This window comes from Bradyrhizobium sp. USDA 326 (genome assembly GCF_049739485.1).
In the GTDB taxonomy this organism is placed as follows: Bacteria; Pseudomonadota; Alphaproteobacteria; order Rhizobiales; family Xanthobacteraceae; genus Bradyrhizobium.
In genome coordinates, this window is sequence record NZ_JBMGQA010000001.1 from 6,888,617 (window position 1) to 6,906,738 (window position 18,122).

Here is an 18,122-nt window from a genome sequence, read left to right on the forward strand (position 1 = left end):
CTTTCATTATGCCGCACTGCAGCGTGATCGAAATATTGCAAAATCTTTGGCGCTGATCGGGCAACAAATCTATGCGCGCCATTGGCGCGCGCGGATTCGTGAGCGGATCGAGAACGGTTGGGCCCACGTGGCCGCCGGCTTTCAGAACGGACGACGCCGAAACGGCGCCGCCCGCTCCGGAAACCCGATCAGAAGAAGCCGAGCTTCTTCGGGCTGTAGCTGACCAGGAGGTTCTTGGTCTGCTGGTAGTGGTCGAGCATCATCTTGTGGGTCTCGCGCCCGACGCCCGACTGCTTGTAGCCGCCGAAGGCCGCATGCGCGGGATAGGCATGGTAGCAGTTGGTCCAGACCCGGCCGGCCTGGATCTCCCGGCCGAAGCGGTAGCAGCGATTGGCATCGCGACTCCAGACGCCGGCACCCAAGCCGTAGAGCGTGTCATTGGCGATCGCGAGCGCTTCCTCGTCGGTCCTGAAGGTCGTGACCGAGACGACGGGACCGAAAATCTCCTCCTGGAAGATTCGCATCCTGTTGTGGCCCTCGAACACGGTCGGCTGGACGTAGAAGCCGCCGGCGAGATCGCCCGCGAGCTCGGCACGGCCGCCGCCGGCCAGCACCTTGGCGCCCTCCTGCTTGCCGATGTCGATGTAGGAGAGGATCTTGGACAGCTGCTCGCTGGATGCCTGAGCGCCGATCATGGTCGTGGGATCGCGCGGATCGCCCTGCTTGATCGCGGCGACGCGCTTCAGCGCCCGCTCCATGAAGCGGTCATAGATATCCGCGTGGACCAGCGCCCGGCTCGGACAGGTGCAGACCTCGCCCTGGTTCAGCGCGAACATGACGAAGCCTTCGATCGCTTTGTCGAAGAAGTCGTCGTCTTCGGCGATGACATCCTTGAAGAAGATGTTCGGCGACTTGCCGCCGAGCTCCAGCGTGACCGGAATGAGGTTTTGGCTAGCGTACTGCATGATCAGCCGGCCCGTCGAGGTCTCACCGGTGAAGGCGATCTTGGCGATGCGCGGGCTGGACGCCAGCGGCTTGCCAGCCTCGAGGCCAAAGCCGTTGACGATGTTGAGGACACCGGGCGGCAGGATGTCGGCAATGATCTCGGCCCAGACCATGATCGAGGCGGGAGTCTGCTCGGCGGGCTTGAGCACGACGCAATTGCCGGCGGCAAGCGCCGGGGCGAGTTTCCAGCAAGCCATCAGCAGCGGGAAGTTCCAGGGAATGATCTGGCCGACCACGCCGAGCGGCTCGTGGAAATGATAGGCGATGGTGTCGTGGTCGATCTCGCCGATCGAGCCTTCCTGGGCGCGGACGACACCGGCGAAATAGCGGAAGTGATCGATCGCCAGCGGCAGGTCGGCGGCACGGGTCTCGCGGATCGGCTTGCCGTTGTCCCAGGTCTCGGCAATCGCAAGGCGCTCGAGATTGTCTTCCATGCGATCCGCGATCCGGTTCAGGAGCGCGGCACGCTCGGCGACGCTGGTGCGGCCCCAGGCGGCCTTTGCGGCGTGGGCCGCGTCGAGCGCCGCCTCGACGTCCTGCGCGTCGGACCGCGCAATCTTGCAGACGATCTGGCCGGTCACCGGCGAGGCATTGTCGAAATACTTGCCGGAGATCGGCGCCACGAACTTGCCGCCGATGAAATTGTCGTAGCGTTCGGCAAAGGGAACTTTGGTGACGCTGAGGAATTCCACCTTGTTCATTGATCACTCCCGATGTTGCTGTTTGCGCTTGTCGTCGCCTGTTCGCGACTTGCGCCGACGATGATGCGGGAGGTGTTTTCTGTCAGCCCGGGCGGAAGCGATGGCCGGGCGGACCTGTCGCACTTCTGCGACAGTCGTGGACCGGCCCGTCATTGCGAGTGACGAAACGGCTGAGCTCAGTGGTTCAGCTCGAACCGCTTCAGCTTCCGGTGCAGCGTGGCGCGGCTGACGCCGAGGGCCTTGGCGGCCGCCGAGACATTGCCGCCGGCGCGGAGCAGCGCGCGCTGCAACACCGCCCGCTGGCCGCCGGCAAGGTGATCGCGCTCGGCATCGCCACCGAGAAGGTCGGCGGCAGGCACCGGCTGCAAGGCCCGGCCGGGCGCGATTCCGAGCGCCACCCGGGCGGAGCGGGTCGCGCCGATCACGAGATCGTCCGCATCGACCGCAACGAGGCCGCTGCAACTTCCGTCCGCAGCTTGCGTCAGCACGATGCGGGCATCGGCAAAAGCCTTTCGAAACAGGTCGGCCTCGATACGCTTGGCCGCCTCGCCCGTCGCGAGCGCGATCAGGCTGGCGAAGGCGTCGGTGCGGTCGGCGCGGCAGGAGGAGACGTCGAGCACACCCGCGAGCGCCGCCTCGTGATCGTAGATCGGAACGGCGGTGCAGCTCAGAAGCGTATTGCGGGCAAAGAAATGCTGGTCGCGATCGATGGTCAGCGGACGCTGCTCCACGAGACAGGTGCCGATGCCGTTGGTGCCCTCGTGCTCCTCGCTCCAGATCGCACCCGTCCACAGGCCCCAGGACTGAAACGTCGCATCGTCCGCCACCGTGCCGCGGCGATCGACCGGCACGCCCTCGCGATCGGCGAGCAGCACGCAGCAGCCCGCGGCGCCGACGGCCTGATACAGCCGATCCATCGCGCCTTGCGCCGCGGCCAGGAGCGGCGCGATACGTTCGCGCGCCTGGTGGAGCTCGGCTTCGGTCAGCCGCATCGGCGCGGCGCGGCCGCCGGGATCGAGACGATGCAATCTGGAGGAACGACGCCACGAGGCCACGAGCGCGGACCGAGCCGCCTGGCCTGACGCGATGGCGGCCTCGACACGGGCCGCGTGATGCCGGGGCATTGACCCATTCATCACGGTTTCCTCCGGATGGCAGTCTAAAGACTACCGGTGCTGCCCGGTTGATCTGCGTCAACCAGGGACGGCAGAAGCCATGCGCCCGTTGCGGCACGGCCGTCAAGGCGGCCGTCCGGGTTCCAGGCCTACGACTTTCGCTGCAATTGAGACGCGCATGTCGGATTTCGGCAGCGGCTTTCGATGCCGCTTTCGAAAGCTGCGGATGCGCTACTTTGCCGGGATCATGCGAACGAGGTCTCGCGGATTGACATAGTCGAGCTGGAAGCGCGCCCGCTCGTCCAGCATGTCGGGGTCGATCTTCTCGGACCGCAGCAGCGACACCCGCTGTTCGCTCCTGGCACGCTCACGTTTGAGCTGGGCCAGCTCGCTGGTCAGCGCGATGATCTCCTGATCGAGCTCCTGGCGCGCGTTGAGGCCGTACTTGCCGGTATAGGCGTTGACGCCGAAATAGCCGACGATGGCCGCCGCCATCGCATAGAGGGCAAGGCCAGTCAGGATCGATTTCAGGCGGGCGCGGGAGACCATCGTGGCAGGATGGGACAGGTTGGTTAAGGGAGTGCTAACTCGCCCCCCACCGCCAGTCGTCATGCCCGGGCTTGTCCCGGGCATGAGGGAGAGAATGAGGCCTTAGCCTTGGTTCTTCGCGACGTGCGCGGCGAAGGCGTCGATGTACTGCTGCAGCACAGTCTTCAGGGAGTCCTTGGTCAGGTTGCCCTCGGCATCGAAGCCATCGCCGACGCCACTGAGGTAGATTTCCGGCTGCTGGAGGACGGGACCGGAAATGCCCGGCAGAATGTTCTGCAGATGCTTGGCCGCGCTGACACCGCCGAGCAGCCCCGGCGAGTTGGAGATGATGCCGACCGGCTTGCCGAGGAACGAGCTCTTGCCGTAGGGCCGCGAGGCAACGTCGATGGCGTTCTTGAGGACGCCCGGGATCGAGCGGTTGTATTCGGGCGTGACGAACAGGACGCCGTTCGACTTCTGGAGCTTCTCTCGGAAGGCGAGCCAGTCCGCGGGCGGCGCGCCCTCGAGGTCCAGGTTGAAGAACGAGATGCCTGCCGGCGTGACGACCTCGAGCTTGAGCGAGCCAGGCGCCAGTTTGGCGAGCGCATTGGCGATCTTGAGCGAGAAGCTGTCCTTGCGCAGGCTGCCGGCGATCGTGACGATGTTGTAGGCCATGAAATGTCCTTGAGGGCTTGAGCGGGAGTGCCCGGACGGCACTTAAGCCATCCGGATCGATGGATGCAAGTGCATGAACTGGTTCGATTTGGAAACGCTGCGTTTCGCGAATGCGGCCCAAACAAATCGGGCCGCCAAGCGGCGGCCCGATGGTTGGCGCAAACACCGCGTGCAGATCAGATCGTCGGATTCCACGCCGACGGAATCAGGCGATATTTGGCGCCGTCCTTCTCGACATGGCCGACCGAGGGAAAGGCGAAGTGAAAGCCGATCACGGTTGCCTTTTCCGCTGCCGCCATGTCGTAGAACTTGTGGCGCGTCGCCTGCGCCATCGCGGCGTCGCTGTCGAACACCACGTGCCAGTCCGGATTGCGCAGGAAGAATTCCGGAATGTTGGTGACGTCGGACTGGATCAGCACCTTGGCGTCGCCCGAGGCGACTGCGAAGGAGGTGTGCCCCGGCGTGTGGCCGGGCGTCGCGATGGAGGTGATGCCGGGCGCGACCTCCTTGCCCCACTCATACTTCGTCACCTTGGATTCGAGGCCGGCGAAGGTTTTCTTCACGTTGGCGAAGTAGTTCTTCATCATGGGATTGGACTCGGCCTTGGCGGCGTTGTCCTCGCTGGTCCAGAACTCCCAGTCCTTGCCCGGCACCATGATCTCCGCATTCGGGAAGGCCAGCGCGCCGTCGGCCAGACGGATGCCGTTGGTATGGTCGGGGTGCAGATGCGACAACAGCACGACGTCGACATTCTTGACGTCGACGCCGGCGGCCTGAAGGTTTTGCAGCGTGCGGCCGACCGCGCCCTTGCTGGCCTCGAAATTCGCAATGCCATTGCCGGTGTCGATCAGGACCAGCTTGGAGCCGGTGTTGATGAGCTGCGGATTGAACGGCACGGTGACCATGCCCTTCGGCATGTAGGCCGCCTCGCCGGCCGCCAGCGCCTCCTCCTTCGGAATGTTGACGACGAACTTGTCCGGCATCGGGAAGGTGCGCGCGCCGTCGTTGATCGAGGTACACTCGAAGCTGCCGACCTTGTAGCGATAGAAGCCCGGCGCCTGTGTCCCGGCTTGCGGGGCTGAGGCATTCGCGGCGATGGGCCCGAGCCCGGTGACGGCCGCCGCGCCCATGGCGGCGGCGCCTGCGAGCAGGTGACGGCGATTGAGATCGGTCATGGGATGTCCCTTCTGAGCGCCTTGCGGTTCTTCCGCTTGAAACGGCGGCGGAATAATCCCCCGCGTCGCTCAGAAGGCAAGACCCTCTTTCGGTGACGTGCCCTCGCAGATCACGATTATTTATTCGGGACGATGGGGAATTTTTCGCCAGTGGCCTGTCTAAGCCAGTATTGCTTCGGTGCATGGCCGTAGATTCGTTTGAACGCATGCCCGAAGGCGCTCTCCGACGAATATCCCAGCTGCGCGGCGGTTGCCGAGACGGTCGCACCGCGTCGCAGCTGATCGCGCGCAAGCCGCATTCGCCACCGAAGGAGGTAGTCGAGCGGCGCCAGCCCCACCAGGGACTTGAACCGCTTCGAAAATGCGGATCGCGACATTGCGATCGCGTCGGCCAATGCGTCCAGGGTCCAGGGATGAGCAGCGTCTTCGTGCATCAACCTGATTGCCTTGCCGATCCTGGCATCGACCAGCGCGTTGATCCATCCAAGTCCCTCGCCGGCACCCTGATCCAGCGCCGCGCGGAGCACCTGGACGAGCAGGACGTCGGCCAGCCTGTCGGTGAGTACGGCCGTTCCGATTCCCGTCCCCCTGATTTCAAGGTCGAGAATGTGGAGCGTGGAATGAATGACGGCTGCCGACGGACTGCGCGATGGTATGAGCAGAAAGCGAGGCAGCGCATCGAGCAGCAACTCGGCGTCCGATGCCTCGAAACCAAAACTGCCGGCAAGCAGAACGGTATCGCTCCCCGCGCCACGCGCGACATCCGACTGCGCCCAATCGAACGCCGCTATTCCGTCTTCGGGAGCGAGGCGTCCATCGTTGGCCAGAACGTAGGCTGGGGCATTGGCGAGAAGAAAACAGTCGCCAGTGGCAAGCCGATGATGGGCTTCGTCGCCAAAATCGATCCAGCAATCGCCTCGGATGACCGCGCCGAACTTCAGGGCGGCTTTTGCCGGGAACTGATACGACCAATGCCCGCCCGCCTCGAACCTGGTGCAACGCGCGGCGCGAACGTCCAAGAGTGAGAAGGCCTGGGACAGAGGGTCCAAGGTCTTGCCCAACTGTTTGCCCAAGTGCCTGTCGAAGTGCCTGTCGAAGTGCTTGTCCGAAAGTTTGTCCAAGGCTTGATCCGATCTCGACGATTTTCGAGCATTTCAAACATAGATCATCCTCGCTACCGATGCGAATTTCATCGCGCAACGAATTGGATGGAACGCCCATGACAGGCATCGCAGGCAAGGTCATCGCCATTACGGGCGCCAGCAGCGGAATTGGCGAAGCCACTGCCCGGCATCTCGCAGAACGTGGCGCCATCGTGATCCTCGCCGCACGCCGTTCCGAGAGGCTGGAGATGCTGACCGCGAGCATCACCTCGAAGGGCGGAAAGGCGTCGTATCTCGTCACCGACGTCAGGCAGCGCGAGGATGTCACAAAGCTCGTCGGTCTCGCGACGGACCGATGCGGAAAGCTGGACGTCATGATCAACAATGCCGGGATTGCACCGATTTCCCGTCTTGATGATCTGAGGATCGACGATTGGGACGATATGATCGACGTGAACGTGAAAGGCGTGCTCTACGGGATCGCTGCTGCCCTCCCCGTCTTCCGTCGTCAGGGCTTTGGCCACTTCGTCAACACCCTGTCGACCGCCGGCATCAAGATCGTTCCGACAATGGCCGTCTACGCGGGATCGAAGAACGCCGTCAGGGCGATTTCCGAAGGGCTTCGTCAGGAGGCCGGCCCGTCGCTTCGGGTGACGACCATCTCCCCCGGTTATGTCGACACCGAGCTGCCATCCTCCATGACGGATTCCGTGCTACGGGCGGAGGGGCTGGCCAGCATGAAGGCACTGGCCATTCCGGCGAGCGCGATCGCGGAAGCCATCGCCTTCGCGATAGCGCAACCGGATAGCGTGGATGTCGGCGAGATCGTCGTTCGCCCGACTGCTCAGGCATGAACGTGTCGATCAAGCCAGGATAGGCCGGCGCGGCCGGCCCCTGCCCCGGGTCACGCGCCGTCGCAGGTCACGGTTATTTATTCGGGTTGATGAGGAATTTTTCGCCGGTGGCGCGTTTGGCGTAAATCGCGATGTTGGCGGGATCGAGCGCCTCGGCAAGCGACACCACCTTGGTGTAATGACTGGCGAAGGTGGTCTTCAGCTCGGACGCCACGCGCTGGCGCAGGCGGCCGATCTCGGCCGGGCCGATCTTCTGAAGGAACGGCGTCAGCAGCCAGCCGCCGACGCCCCAGCTCAGCCCGAACGAGCGGTTCAGCTCGGTCGGGCGCGTGTCGAGGCTGCCATAGATGTAGACCTGCTTGTACACGTTGGAGCCGTAGCGGCTGTATTCCTTCGCGGTCTTGTTGGCTGCGATTTCCATGGCGGTCAGAATCTGGCTCGCCAGCTTGCCGCCGCCGATCGCGTCGAAGGCGATCGTGGCGCCGGTTTCGACCAGCGCGTTGGTGAGGTCATCCATGAAATCAGGCGCGCTGGAATCCACGACGTATTTGCCGCCGATCTTGTGCAGGATGTCGGCCTGCTCCTTGTTCCTGACGATGTTGACGAGGCCAATGCCATCCTTGATGCAGATCTTGTTGAGCATCTGGCCGAGATTGGAGGCGGCAGCCGTGTGCACGAGCGCCTTGTGGTTCTCCCGCCGCATCGTCTCGGTCATGCCGAGCGCCGTCAGCGGATTGACGAACCAGGAAGCGCCGTCCGCGGCCGTGGTGCCCGCCGGCAGCTCCATGACGTCGCGGACCTTGAGCACGCGGTACTGCGTGTACATCGCACCACCAATCATCGACACCGTCTTGCCCATCAGCGCCTTCGCCGCGTCCGACGATCCGGTCCCGATCACCGTGCCGGCCCCCTCGTTGCCGACCGGCAGCGACTGATCGAACCTGGCCGCCATCATCCGCATCGCCGCCTCCGGCATCGTGGCGGTGATGACCGGCATCTCCCTGGTGCCGGAGGCCTTGGCGGCCGACATGTCGGCCGCCCCGATCAGAAGCCCGAGGTCGGAGGGGTTAATCGGCGTCGCCTCGACGCGGACCACGACCTCGTCGTCGGCCGGCTCCGGCGTCGGGACGTTCACGAGCGACAGTTCAAGCTCGCCGCTCTTCTTCAGCAGCGAACGCAGTTGCAGTCCGGTCTTGCCGTCGCTCATGTCGATCCTCCCCTGTCCGTCTTTGCGCGGCGCCGGCTTATGCCAGCGCCTTCAGTGCCGCCTTGCCGCCGTAGAGCGCCTGCTTGCCGAGCTGCTGCTCGATGCGCAGGAGCTGGTTGTATTTGCGCGGTGCGGTCGGACCGGGCAAGGGAGCCGGTCTTGATCTGACCACAATTGGTGGCGACCGCGAGGTCGGCGATGGTGGAATCCTCGGTCTCGCCGGAGCGGTGCGACATCACCGAGGTGTATCCCGCCTTGTGCGCCATCTCGACGGCGGCCAGCGTCTCGGTCAGCGTGCCGATCTGGTTGACCTTGATCAGGATCGAGTTGGCGCGGCCCGCCTTGATGCCTTCGGCGAGGCGCTTGACGTTGGTGACGAAGAGGTCGTCGCCGACCAGCTGGCACTTCTTGCCGATGAGATCGGTGAGCTCCTTCCAGCCGTCCATGTCGTCTTCCGACATGCCGTCCTCGATGGTCACGATCGGATAGCGCGAGACCAGGTCGGCAAGATACTTCGCCTGCTCGGAGATCGAGCGGGTCTTGCCCTCGCCTTCATAGACGTATTTGCCGTCCTTGAAGAACTCGGTCGAGGCGCAGTCGAGGCCGAGCACGATGTCGGCGCCCGCCTTGAAGCCGGCCTTGCCGATCGCGTTCATCACGAAGTCGAGCGCGGCGTCCGCGGACGGCAGATTCGGCGCAAAGCCGCCTTCGTCGCCGACATTGGTGTTGTGGCCGGCTTTCTTGAGCTCCGACTTCAGTGTGTGGAACACCTCTGCGCCGTAGCGCAGACCCTCGGCAAAGCTCGGCGCCCCGACCGGGAGGATCATGAACTCCTGGAAGTCAATCGGGTTGTCGGCATGCACGCCGCCATTGATGATGTTCATCATCGGCACCGGCAACAGGCGCGCGGAGGTGCCGCCGACGTAACGGTAGAGCGGCATGTCGAGTGAGTTCGCGGCAGCCTTGGCGCAGGCCAGCGAGACGCCGAGAATGGCGTTGGCGCCGAGCCGGCTCTTGTTCGGCGTGCCGTCGAGGTCGATCATGATCTGGTCGATCTGGGCCTGCTGCTCGACGTCGAGGCCGCTCAGGGCCTCGAAGATCTCACCGTTGACGGCGCCGACCGCCTTGGAGACGCCCTTGCCGAGATAGCGGGCCTTGTCGCCGTCGCGCAGTTCCACCGCCTCATGCGCGCCGGTCGAGGCGCCCGACGGCACCGCGGCACGGCCGAGCGCGCCGTCCTCCAGCACGACATCGACCTCGACGGTGGGATTGCCCCGGCTATCGAGGATTTCGCGGCCGATGATGTCGATGATGGCGGTCATGATGTCCACTTCCGTTCGTTAGGGCTGATCGGTGCCGCGGGTCTTACACGGGCCGCAAGCAAATGTGAACGCTTGGAAGAGCCGCTTCGACTGACGCGTGAAGCGCCTCAGATTATGCTCGACCGCATCTGGTCCGCGTGCCCAACCTCAATCTGAAACAGTCGGGGTAACGCCATGAATCGCCGCCAGTTTCTTGCTTCGGGTGCCGCGCTGCTCGCCGTCCAACCGGGTTTTGCACAGGAAGTCCCGTTTCGGACAAAATACTATCCCATCAGCCCGGGCCTCGGCCTGCATGATCTCACGCCCGCGCCTGACGGCGCGGTTTGGTTCACGGCGCAGGGCAAGGGCCTGCTCGGCAGGCTCGATCCCCGGGATGGCAGTTTCAAGACGGTCAGCCTCGGTCAGCGCGCAGCGCCGCATGGCGTGACCGTCGGCCCCGATGGAGCGCCCTGGATCACCGAGGGCGGCCAGAACGCGATCGCGCGGGTCGATCCCGGCGATCTCAAGGTGACGCTATTCCGCCTGCCGGAAAAGTTCGCCTACGCCAACCTCAACACCGGCGTGTTCGACAAGGAAGGCACCTACTGGTTCACCGGCCAGTCCGGCTATTACGGCCGGCTCGCGCCGAGGACCGGCGAAATGAATGTGTTCAAGGCGCCGAAGGGCATTGGTCCCTACGGCATCACGGTCACGCCCAAAGGCGAGGTCTGGTACGCCTCCCTCGCCGGCAGCCACATCGCGAAGATCGACCTCGCGAGCGGCAATGCGACCGTGGTCGAGCCGCCGACGCCGAACCAGGGTTCGCGGCGCGTCTGGTCGGATTCGAAAGGGCGGATTTGGGTCAGCGAGTGGAACAGCGGCCACGTCTCGGTGCACGATCCCGCCAATGGCTCCTGGAAGACGTGGAAGCTGCCGGGCGAACGCCCCCGCGCCTACGCCGTCTTCGTCGACGACAAGGACAAGGTCTGGCTCACGGACTTTTCGGCAAACGCCCTCGTGCGCTTCGATCCCGCCAGCGAGAAGTTCAACGTGTTCGCCAGCGACAAGGCCAACGCCAATGTGCGCCAGCTCGATGGCAGGCCGGGTGAGCTCTGGGGCTGCGAGTCCGGCAACGACCGGATCATCATGATCCAGACGATCGCGAGCGGTTGACGGCAGCGGCATTTGCGTCCATCCCGGCACCCGAAACAGGATGTGACGACGATGGCGAAGAAATCCCTCCAACTCGGCCGGGCCGTCGAGTGGCCGCACAGACCGGAAGAAGCCCAGCTCGACCGCGTGCCCAATCCGCAAAAGGGCACCGATTATCTGGTGCGCTTTACCGTGCCGGAATTCACCTCGCTCTGCCCGGTCACGGGCCAGCCCGACTTCGCGCATCTGATGATCGACTACGCGCCGGGCGCGTGGCTGCTGGAGTCGAAGTCCCTCAAGCTCTACATCGCGAGCTTCCGCAACCACGGAGCCTTCCACGAGGACTGCACCGTGATGATCGGCAAGCGTATCGCCAGCGAGATCAAGCCGAAATGGCTGCGCATCGGAGGCTACTGGTATCCGCGCGGCGGCATCCCGATCGACGTGTTCTGGCAGACCGGCCGCGTGCCGAAGGGCCTGTGGGTGCCCGAGCAAGGCGTCTCGCCCTATCGCGGGCGGGGCTAGGGCATAGCTCGGTCACGTGTGACGATCGAGAGAGAACGGCCTCGGTCGACAGCGACGAGGCCGCTCTCGCATCATGGTCCTAGCTCGCCAAGCGCTGCCTGAGGCTCTGGTAGAATCCCGTCTCGAAGTTCATATAGCCGATGAACGATGTCGGATCGCCGAAGGGCAGAATCTGGGTGGCCCAGAACCCGCCGACGTTGTTCTGCCGATCGATCCAGTAGAACAGGTTGGCGAGCCCGGCCCAGCCCAACGCGCCGGCGGGACGTCCCGTCGGGGCTTCCTCATCGTTGACCATGAAGCTCAGCGCCCAGGATTTGGATTGGCCCGGAAAGAATTCCGCGTCGTTGCACAGCGACGGGATGACACCCGTGATCGGCGTTACCTTCCTGTCGCCCAGATGGTTCTTTTCCGCCATCCGCACGGTTTCGGCTTTCAGCACGCGGCCGTGCTCGCCAGCTCCGTCATTCAGCCACATGCGGATGAAACGCATGTAGTCGCCGACCGTGCCGTACAGGCCGTGGCCGCCCATATGGACTTCGGGCTTTGCCGGAAGCTCGAAATCCATCGGCGTCAGCGACCCGTCGGCATTCCGCGCGTGGATGCCGGCCAGTTTCTGGCGCATCGCATCGGTCAGCTCGAAGGTCATGTCCTCGATCCCGAGCGGTTCGAAGATGCGCGTCTTGAAGACTTCACCGAGTCGCTTGCCCGTGATCGCCTCGACGATCTGGCCGCACCAGTCGAGATTTGTCCCATAGTCCCAGCGCTCGCCGGGATCGAACAGCAGCGGGGTCATCAAGCAGGCCTTGGTCGCTGTGATCACGCTGGGCTGCCCCTTCTCCTGGGCCAGTCGGTTATAGGTGTGGTTGATGAAATCGTAGCTCAGGCCCGCTGTGTGGGTCATCAGCATGCGCGTGGTGATATCGCGCTTCGGGGCACGCAGGATCGGCTCGCCCGCTGCATCGAAGCCCTCGATCACCTGCAGCTTTCCGATCTCGTTCGCGTAGCGCTTCGCGGGCGCATCGAGATCGAGCTTGCCTTCTTCGACGAGTTGCAGAACGGCCGTTCCGGTAATCGCCTTGGTGGTGGAGAAAAGGGCAAAGACGCTGTCGGTAGTCATGTCCGCCGGCCGATCGAGACGGCGTTTGCCGGCTGCGCCTTCATAGATGTTGCGCCGGCGGTCCGTCACCATCGCGACAACGCCGGGCACGCGCGGCGTGGATGTGACGACGCCGTCGAGAACAGCATCTGCCGTCGCGCCAAAATTCATGATCATGATCGTCCTCCCGTGCTGGATTGATTGATGTGGTCGACGCTCGCGTCGCGAGCGCTCATTGCATCGCGAAGCCCTCGTAACCGTTCACCGCGACCTCGTCGCACTTCTGTCGATACGCGCCGACGCCGCCGCAGTACGACAGGACACGGCGCGGCTTGCCTTCGACGTTCGAGCCCAGGTACCAGGAATTGGTTTTCGCGATCAGCGTCGCGTTTGCGATCTCGTCGTGATGGGCCACCCAGCTGTCCTGGGCGTCCTTTGTCGGCTCGACCACCTTCAGATCCTTGCTGCGCATGTACTTGATGCAGTCATCGATCCATTCGACCTGCTGCTGCAGGCACGTGGTCATGTTGCACAGCGCGGCCGACGGAGCGAGCGGAACGGCGGTCGTGAACAGGTTGGGATAGCCGTGAACCTGCAGGCCCATCGTGGTGCGGATGTCCCTGCTCCAGTCCTCCCTCAGCGATCGACCGTCGCGGCCCCTGATATCGATGCGCGTCAAGGCACCGGTGCCGGCGTCGAAGCCGGTTGCCAGGATAATGACATCCAGCTCGTGGACCGTACCGTCAGCGGTCTGAATACCCGTGGGCGTGACGCGATCGATCGGATTGCTCTTGACGCTGACGATCTCGACGTTGGGACGATGGAAGGCCTCGAGGAAGTTCTGCTCGAGCGGCACACGGTGCGTTCCGAAGCCATAATCGGCAGGAATCAACGCATCGCACAGTTTCGGATCCCCGAGCCGCTCGCGCATCTTCCCGCGCACGAATTCGGAGATCTCGGCATTGACCTCCGGGTCGAAGAACAGCTCGGCGAACGAGGATATCCATAGCTTCAGGGAACCGTCATTCCAGCAGGCTTCGATCACCGCGCGGCGGCGCTCCGGCGTGAGGTCTGCCCAGACGTGCTCGAAGTCGTATTCAAAGCCGGTGAATGTGCGCGGCAGGCGTTCGGTGAGCGACTTGAATCTCGACTTGTAGTCCTCGACCTCCGCGGCCCCAAATTTCGGATTCTTCATCGGGATGATGTATTGCGGCGTGCGGATGAACACCTTGAGATGGCCGACATCGCCGGCGATCGTCTGGATGACCTGGATGCCGGTCGCACCGTTGCCGATGACTCCGACGCGCTTGCCTGCGAGGTCGACAGGCTGCTCCGGCCAGCGCGCCGTATGGAACAACTGTCCCTTGAAAGTCTCCTGCCCCGGAAAGGATACGTAGGGAGCCGACAGCATGCCGCAGCAGGTGACTAGAAACTGGGTGTCGATCAAATCGCCCCGGTCGGTCGTGACCAGCCAGCGCTGCGTGGCCTCGTTGAAGTGCGCGCTCTTGACCGTCGTGCTGAACTGGATGTCCTTGCGCAGATCGAGACGGTCGGCGACGTAGTTCATCCAGCGTTCGATTTCGGGCTGGCCCGGAAACTTCTCGCTCCAGCTCCAACCCTTGTAGAGCTCCTCGGAGAAAAGATACTGATAGATGTAGGCCTCGGAGTCGAAGCGCGCGCCGGGATATCGATTCCAATACCACGTGCCGCCTACGCCTGACGCGGCGTCGATCCCCCTGACGCTCAATCCCTGCTCGCGCAGACGATAGAGTTGATAGAGCCCGGCGACGCCGGCTCCGACAACCACGGCATCGAACTTCGCTGTTCCGTGCGAACCGTTGCTTCCATTGGATTTGGTCAGGGCTTCCGCCATTTATTCCTCCTCGGTGATTTTTGAGTGCGTACGATCTTCCCCATCCGTCATGCGATCGGATGGTGGTGCAGCGCGTCATTGTTGATCCCGTCGGTACGGGACGGCGAAAAGCTATGAGTATTCCGGCGGCTGGAGCTTGAACAAATCGGACAATTCTTTGAACGAAGCCGCGCGCTCCTTGCCGGTTCTGCAGTTCGGCAACACGGCTCGCTTGGCAAATGGCAAAACCGGCTTATGCTCGTCTCCGCCGTTCGGCCAATGAGAAGCAGAAGCGGTCAACCGCGCCTTAGAATTCAGGGAAGGAGTCTCGCGCGATGGGCCAATTCATCACGGTCGAGGAGTTGCCACGCTACGCTCCCGGCCAATTGATGCTGGACAGTTCCGCGGTGGGCAAGACTGACTTTCGGCTGCGCGTCTTCCGCTATGCGCCGTCCGACATCTTGGTGCCGCCGTCGGAGAATTTCCTGATCGTCGTCTATCGCGAAGGCACAACGTCGATGAATCGCCGTGTGACCGGCGCCTGGAAGCAGGATCACGTCGGACGTGGCGTCACAACCCTGCTGACACGTGCGGAGCCTTCGCACTGGCGCTGGAGCAATGACCTCGAAGTCAGCCATTTCTACATCTCGCCGAGCCTGATGACGAAGACCGCGAGCGAGGCATTCGACCGCGACTCAGGAAGCGTCGAACTCCACGATCTGCTCAGGATCGAAGACCCGGTGCTGACCTGGATCGGCGACCGGATGGTGCAGGAAGTGTCCGAAGGCGGTCCGGGCGGCCGGCTCTGCTACGATGCGCTGGCACTTCAGGCGAGCGTGCACATCTTGCGAAAATATGCCTCGGTGGAATTCAAGCTGCCCTGTCCGCAGGGGCGCTTCAGGCCGGCGCATGCAAGGCTGATCGAGGACTATGTCGAGCAGAACATCTCCAGGAACATCACGCTCGACGAGCTAGCCAACATCTGCAACTGCTCGCCGGTGCAGTTCGCGCGCAAGTTCCAGGTGCACTATGGCATGCGGCCGCATGCCTACGTCCTGAGCCGCAAGGTGGAGCGCGCCCGCCAACATCTGCGCAAGGATCGGCTCGCCCTGAAGGAAATTGCGCTCTTGAGCGGATTTTCCGATCAAAGTCATCTCAATCGGATTTTCCGCAGACACATGAACGTCACGCCGGCCGAATATCGCAAGAACTGCGTGAGCTAGCCTCCTCCACCGAGCCCCGCGATCAAACCGGACATGCATCGTGTCGCCGTCCGTCAGGCCAGTGCGTCGGACGGTGCCCGCTGCCTGAGCAGGCGGGCGCAGACCAGGCCCAGCACCACCATGATTGCGGCGCTCACAAGCAGCGTCGGAACCTTGCCGCCATGCTGGAGACCGAGGCCATAGGCGATTGGGCCGACGGTCTGGCCCATGAAGAAGAAGAACGAATGCAGCGACATCGCCGTTGCCCGCGCCCCGATCGACAGCTCGCTGGCGAACACCTGAAGACAGCCATGGGCAATATAGAACCCCCAGCCCATGACGACGAGGTTCAGCGCCTGAACCTCCCAGCGCGGACCGAAGGCCACGGCGACGAGTTGCGAGGCCACCAGCGTCATGCCCGCGATCATCATGCCCTTCACGCCGAGCCAAGGCAGCAGGCGCGACACCGTCAGCGTATAGAACAGGCCACCGACGGCAAAGCCGGCGATAACGATGCCGGCGATCGACAGCGAAGTCTGGCCGAGCTCGAACAGGAACGAAGCGATGTAGGGAAACAGCCCGAGCACGCAGCAGCCTTCGATGAACACCGCAGAGTAGCAGACATAGGCGTTCGGGTTGGTGAAGATGGTGCGATAGCCGGCCTTCAGCGCCGACAGGCTCGTCTTCGGCGGATGCTTGACCTTGGCGCCATGGAAGCCGGCGGCAACGGCGATCGAGGCGACGATTACGAGCGCGCCGAGCACCGCCAGGACGCCGCGCCAGCCAAGGAAATCGCCGATCAGGCCGGAAGCCGAGGCGCCGAGCAGATTGCCGGTCATCGCACCGGCGAGCGTGCGGCTGATCGCGACCTGGCGTTTGTCGGGACCGACGAGATCGCTGGTGAGGCTCAGCGCCACGGGAAACACGCCGCCGGAGCCGATGCCGGCGAGGATACGGGTCGCGAACAAGACCGAGAACGAGGACGATAGCGCGCCCAGGATGTTGGCAAGGCCGAGCAGCGCGAGGCAGCCGATCATCAGCCGCGTCTTGCCGAACAGGTCGGCGGCGGCGCCGATAATCGGCTGGATGATCGAGAAGGTGAAAGCGAACACCGCGGCGAAGCCCGCGGCCGTGGCGATGCTGACGCCAAAATCCTCGGCGACGTGCGGCAGCACCGGATCGAGCGCGCGTGCCGAGAGTGCAGCGGCGAAGCTCGCCCCTGATATGACGTAGAGCGCCGTCGGCAAGCCATGATCGGGCGGCCGCGCCTCGCCTTCCTGCATCAGTGCGGATTCTTTGCGAGCGCGTCGAATGCCATCAGTCTGGCGATCAGCGATTCGAACTCGCGCAGGGGCACCATGTTGGGTCCGTCCGAGGGCGCGTGGTCGGGATCAGGATGGGTCTCGATGAAGACGCCGGCAACGCCGACCGCAACGGCCGCGCGTGCGAGCACCGGCACGAATTCGCGCTCGCCGCCCGAGGAGGTCCCCTTCCCGCCCGGCTGCTGCACCGAGTGGGTGGCGTCGAAGATGACGGGCGCGCCGGTGGTGCGCGCCAGGATCGGCAGCGCGCGCATGTCGGAGACGAGCGTGTTGTAGCCGAAGGACACGCCGCGCTCGGTGACGAGCACGTTGGGATTGTCGGCGCCGGTGATCTTGCTCACGACATTGGCCATGTCCCAGGGCGCCAGGAACTGGCCCTTCTTGACGTTGACGACCTTGCCTGTCGCGGCGGCGGCCAGAAGGAGATCCGTCTGGCGGCACAGGAACGCGGGGATCTGCAAGATGTCCACGGCCTGCGCCACCTCGGCACATTGTGTGGCCTCGTGCACGTCGGTCAGCACCGGCAGCCCGAGCGAGGATCGGATCTCAGCGAAGATCGGCAGCGACTGAGCGAGGCCAAGCCCGCGCGCCGCCGACGCGCTGGTGCGGTTGGCCTTGTCGAAGGAGGTCTTGTAGACGAGGCCGATGTTCAGCCGCGCGGCGATCTCCTTCAGCGCGGACGCGACCTCCAACGCGTGCTGGCGACTTTCGAGCTGGCAGGGTCCAGCAATGATCGAGATCGGCAAATCATTGCCGAACTTGACCGTGCCAATGGTGACGACCGGCGCCGCTGACGTCGAAGAGCTCAAGACAAATCCCTCGTTTCGGCGCGACCATAGCCGCCACGAAGGTCGGATCAACCCTATTCGGTCCGGGCGGCCCGAATATCAGGGTTGCGCCGGGGCCGCCGGCGCCGCCCTTGCATCGGCAGGTTCCTACTTCACGACCGAGAAGGCAGTCGGCGTCAGGAGCTGGCTGACGATATTGCCGACGATCTGGCCGTCGGCTTCACTCTCGGCGCGCGCTTTCATCCAGTCCGGGTCGGTCATGAACGCGCCCCACTTCTTCTCGCGCTCGGCGAGCGACTCCCAGGCCAGGAAATAGGTCAGCTCCTGGTTGGATTCTCCGATCAGCGTGGTGAAGAACCCGGCTTGGCGGATGCCATGCTTCTCCCACAGCTTCAGCGTGACGGTCTCGAACCGCCTCAACAGCGCCGGCAGGCGGCCGGGCACGCAGCGATAGACGCGCATTTCGTAGATCATTCATGTTCCTCCCTGAACAGGCCCGGCGGTTATAGCGGCTGGCCCCG

16 protein-coding genes and 1 pseudogene are annotated in these 18,122 nt (G+C 63.8%); 4 read left to right on the top strand and 13 right to left on the bottom strand.

Going from position 1 to position 18,122, the window contains the following annotated elements; all coding sequences use genetic code 11:
* Nucleotides 1-188: 188 nt before the first annotated feature.
* The 6 genes from adh to ABIG06_RS32515 form a co-directional block, all read right to left on the bottom strand.
* Nucleotides 189-1,706 carry an aldehyde dehydrogenase gene (gene adh / locus ABIG06_RS32490; protein WP_370140015.1) on the bottom strand — a complete coding sequence of 506 codons (1,518 nt, stop codon included), beginning with the start codon at nt 1,704-1,706 and terminating at the stop codon, nt 189-191.
* Nucleotides 1,707-1,882: 176 nt separating this feature from the next.
* Complete coding sequence (locus ABIG06_RS32495) at nt 1,883-2,842, bottom strand: GAF domain-containing protein (RefSeq protein WP_370140016.1); 960 nt, start codon at nt 2,840-2,842, stop codon at nt 1,883-1,885.
* Between the two features lie 210 nt (nt 2,843-3,052).
* Entirely contained in the window at nt 3,053-3,370 is a 318-nt protein-coding gene (locus tag ABIG06_RS32500; RefSeq protein WP_028177591.1) for an FtsB family cell division protein, read from the bottom strand.
* A gap of 102 nt (nt 3,371-3,472) precedes the next feature.
* Nucleotides 3,473-4,024, bottom strand: a complete 552-nt coding sequence (locus ABIG06_RS32505) for an NADPH-dependent FMN reductase (RefSeq protein WP_370140017.1) — start codon at nt 4,022-4,024, stop codon at nt 3,473-3,475.
* 176 nt (nt 4,025-4,200) lie between these two features.
* The gene (locus ABIG06_RS32510) at nt 4,201-5,199 is read right to left on the bottom strand and encodes an MBL fold metallo-hydrolase (protein ID WP_370140018.1); all 999 of its coding nucleotides are present in this window, start codon (nt 5,197-5,199) and stop codon (nt 4,201-4,203) included.
* 116 nt (nt 5,200-5,315) lie between these two features.
* Complete coding sequence (locus tag ABIG06_RS32515; protein WP_370140967.1) at nt 5,316-6,272, bottom strand: AraC family transcriptional regulator; 957 nt, start codon at nt 6,270-6,272, stop codon at nt 5,316-5,318.
* A 146-nt stretch (nt 6,273-6,418) separates the two neighbouring features.
* Between ABIG06_RS32515 and ABIG06_RS32520 the strand changes: the two genes are divergently transcribed.
* Nucleotides 6,419-7,156, top strand: coding sequence for an SDR family oxidoreductase (locus ABIG06_RS32520; protein WP_370140019.1), 738 nt, complete (start codon nt 6,419-6,421; stop codon nt 7,154-7,156).
* A gap of 73 nt (nt 7,157-7,229) precedes the next feature.
* Here the strand turns inward: ABIG06_RS32520 and ABIG06_RS32525 are convergent, their stop codons facing one another.
* The gene (locus ABIG06_RS32525) at nt 7,230-8,363 is read right to left on the bottom strand and encodes a zinc-binding dehydrogenase (protein ID WP_424578484.1); all 1,134 of its coding nucleotides are present in this window, start codon (nt 8,361-8,363) and stop codon (nt 7,230-7,232) included.
* 37 nt (nt 8,364-8,400) lie between these two features.
* A pseudogene (gene eno, locus ABIG06_RS32530) lies at nt 8,401-9,685 on the bottom strand (phosphopyruvate hydratase).
* A 174-nt stretch (nt 9,686-9,859) separates the two neighbouring features.
* On the opposite strand from eno, the gene ABIG06_RS32535 reads away from it, so the two are divergent.
* Entirely contained in the window at nt 9,860-10,837 is a 978-nt protein-coding gene (locus ABIG06_RS32535; protein ID WP_370140021.1) for a virginiamycin B lyase family protein, read from the top strand.
* Between the two features lie 51 nt (nt 10,838-10,888).
* A complete protein-coding gene (gene queF / locus ABIG06_RS32540; protein WP_370140022.1) occupies nt 10,889-11,341 on the top strand; it encodes a preQ(1) synthase in 453 nt (150 codons plus the stop codon).
* Nucleotides 11,342-11,420: 79 nt separating this feature from the next.
* On the opposite strand, the gene ABIG06_RS32545 is transcribed toward queF, so the two are convergent.
* Entirely contained in the window at nt 11,421-12,614 is a 1,194-nt protein-coding gene (locus ABIG06_RS32545) for a serine hydrolase domain-containing protein (protein ID WP_370140023.1), read from the bottom strand.
* 55 nt (nt 12,615-12,669) lie between these two features.
* Nucleotides 12,670-14,310: a flavin-containing monooxygenase gene (locus ABIG06_RS32550; protein WP_370140024.1), complete on the bottom strand. Its 1,641-nt coding sequence runs from the start codon at nt 14,308-14,310 to the stop codon at nt 12,670-12,672.
* A 314-nt stretch (nt 14,311-14,624) separates the two neighbouring features.
* Between ABIG06_RS32550 and ABIG06_RS32555 the strand changes: the two genes are divergently transcribed.
* Nucleotides 14,625-15,512 carry a helix-turn-helix domain-containing protein gene (locus ABIG06_RS32555; protein ID WP_370140025.1) on the top strand — a complete coding sequence of 296 codons (888 nt, stop codon included), beginning with the start codon at nt 14,625-14,627 and terminating at the stop codon, nt 15,510-15,512.
* A 53-nt stretch (nt 15,513-15,565) separates the two neighbouring features.
* Here ABIG06_RS32555 and ABIG06_RS32560 read toward each other — a convergent pair whose 3' ends face one another.
* The 3 genes from ABIG06_RS32560 to ABIG06_RS32570 all read right to left on the bottom strand — a co-directional run bounded on the left by ABIG06_RS32560 (nt 15,566) and on the right by ABIG06_RS32570 (nt 18,075).
* Complete coding sequence (locus ABIG06_RS32560; RefSeq protein WP_124158138.1) at nt 15,566-16,774, bottom strand: MFS transporter; 1,209 nt, start codon at nt 16,772-16,774, stop codon at nt 15,566-15,568.
* Complete coding sequence (kdsA, locus tag ABIG06_RS32565) at nt 16,774-17,622, bottom strand: 3-deoxy-8-phosphooctulonate synthase (RefSeq protein WP_370140026.1); 849 nt, start codon at nt 17,620-17,622, stop codon at nt 16,774-16,776. Before kdsA ends, ABIG06_RS32560 begins: the two co-directional genes overlap by 1 nt.
* Before the next feature lie 126 nt (nt 17,623-17,748).
* Nucleotides 17,749-18,075, bottom strand: a complete 327-nt coding sequence (locus ABIG06_RS32570; protein ID WP_124158136.1) for an NIPSNAP family protein — start codon at nt 18,073-18,075, stop codon at nt 17,749-17,751.
* Between the last annotated feature and the right edge of the window lie 47 nt (nt 18,076-18,122).

Excerpts from the sequence above, each read along its gene's own strand:
- adh (WP_370140015.1), bottom strand. The coding sequence starts at position 1,706 with ATGAACAAGGTGGAATTCCTCAGCGTCACCAAAGTTCCCTTTGCCGAA.
- ABIG06_RS32495 (WP_370140016.1), bottom strand. The coding sequence starts at position 2,842 with ATGAATGGGTCAATGCCCCGGCATCACGCGGCCCGTGTCGAGGCCGCC.
- ABIG06_RS32500 (WP_028177591.1), bottom strand. The coding sequence starts at position 3,370 with ATGGTCTCCCGCGCCCGCCTGAAATCGATCCTGACTGGCCTTGCCCTC.
- ABIG06_RS32505 (WP_370140017.1), bottom strand. The coding sequence starts at position 4,024 with ATGGCCTACAACATCGTCACGATCGCCGGCAGCCTGCGCAAGGACAGC.
- ABIG06_RS32510 (WP_370140018.1), bottom strand. The coding sequence starts at position 5,199 with ATGACCGATCTCAATCGCCGTCACCTGCTCGCAGGCGCCGCCGCCATG.
- ABIG06_RS32520 (WP_370140019.1), top strand. The coding sequence starts at position 6,419 with ATGACAGGCATCGCAGGCAAGGTCATCGCCATTACGGGCGCCAGCAGC.
- ABIG06_RS32525 (WP_424578484.1), bottom strand. The coding sequence starts at position 8,363 with ATGAGCGACGGCAAGACCGGACTGCAACTGCGTTCGCTGCTGAAGAAG.
- ABIG06_RS32535 (WP_370140021.1), top strand. The coding sequence starts at position 9,860 with ATGAATCGCCGCCAGTTTCTTGCTTCGGGTGCCGCGCTGCTCGCCGTC.
- queF (WP_370140022.1), top strand. The coding sequence starts at position 10,889 with ATGGCGAAGAAATCCCTCCAACTCGGCCGGGCCGTCGAGTGGCCGCAC.
- ABIG06_RS32545 (WP_370140023.1), bottom strand. The coding sequence starts at position 12,614 with ATGATCATGAATTTTGGCGCGACGGCAGATGCTGTTCTCGACGGCGTC.
- ABIG06_RS32550 (WP_370140024.1), bottom strand. The coding sequence starts at position 14,310 with ATGGCGGAAGCCCTGACCAAATCCAATGGAAGCAACGGTTCGCACGGA.
- ABIG06_RS32555 (WP_370140025.1), top strand. The coding sequence starts at position 14,625 with ATGGGCCAATTCATCACGGTCGAGGAGTTGCCACGCTACGCTCCCGGC.
- ABIG06_RS32560 (WP_124158138.1), bottom strand. The coding sequence starts at position 16,774 with ATGCAGGAAGGCGAGGCGCGGCCGCCCGATCATGGCTTGCCGACGGCG.
- ABIG06_RS32570 (WP_124158136.1), bottom strand. The coding sequence starts at position 18,075 with ATGATCTACGAAATGCGCGTCTATCGCTGCGTGCCCGGCCGCCTGCCG.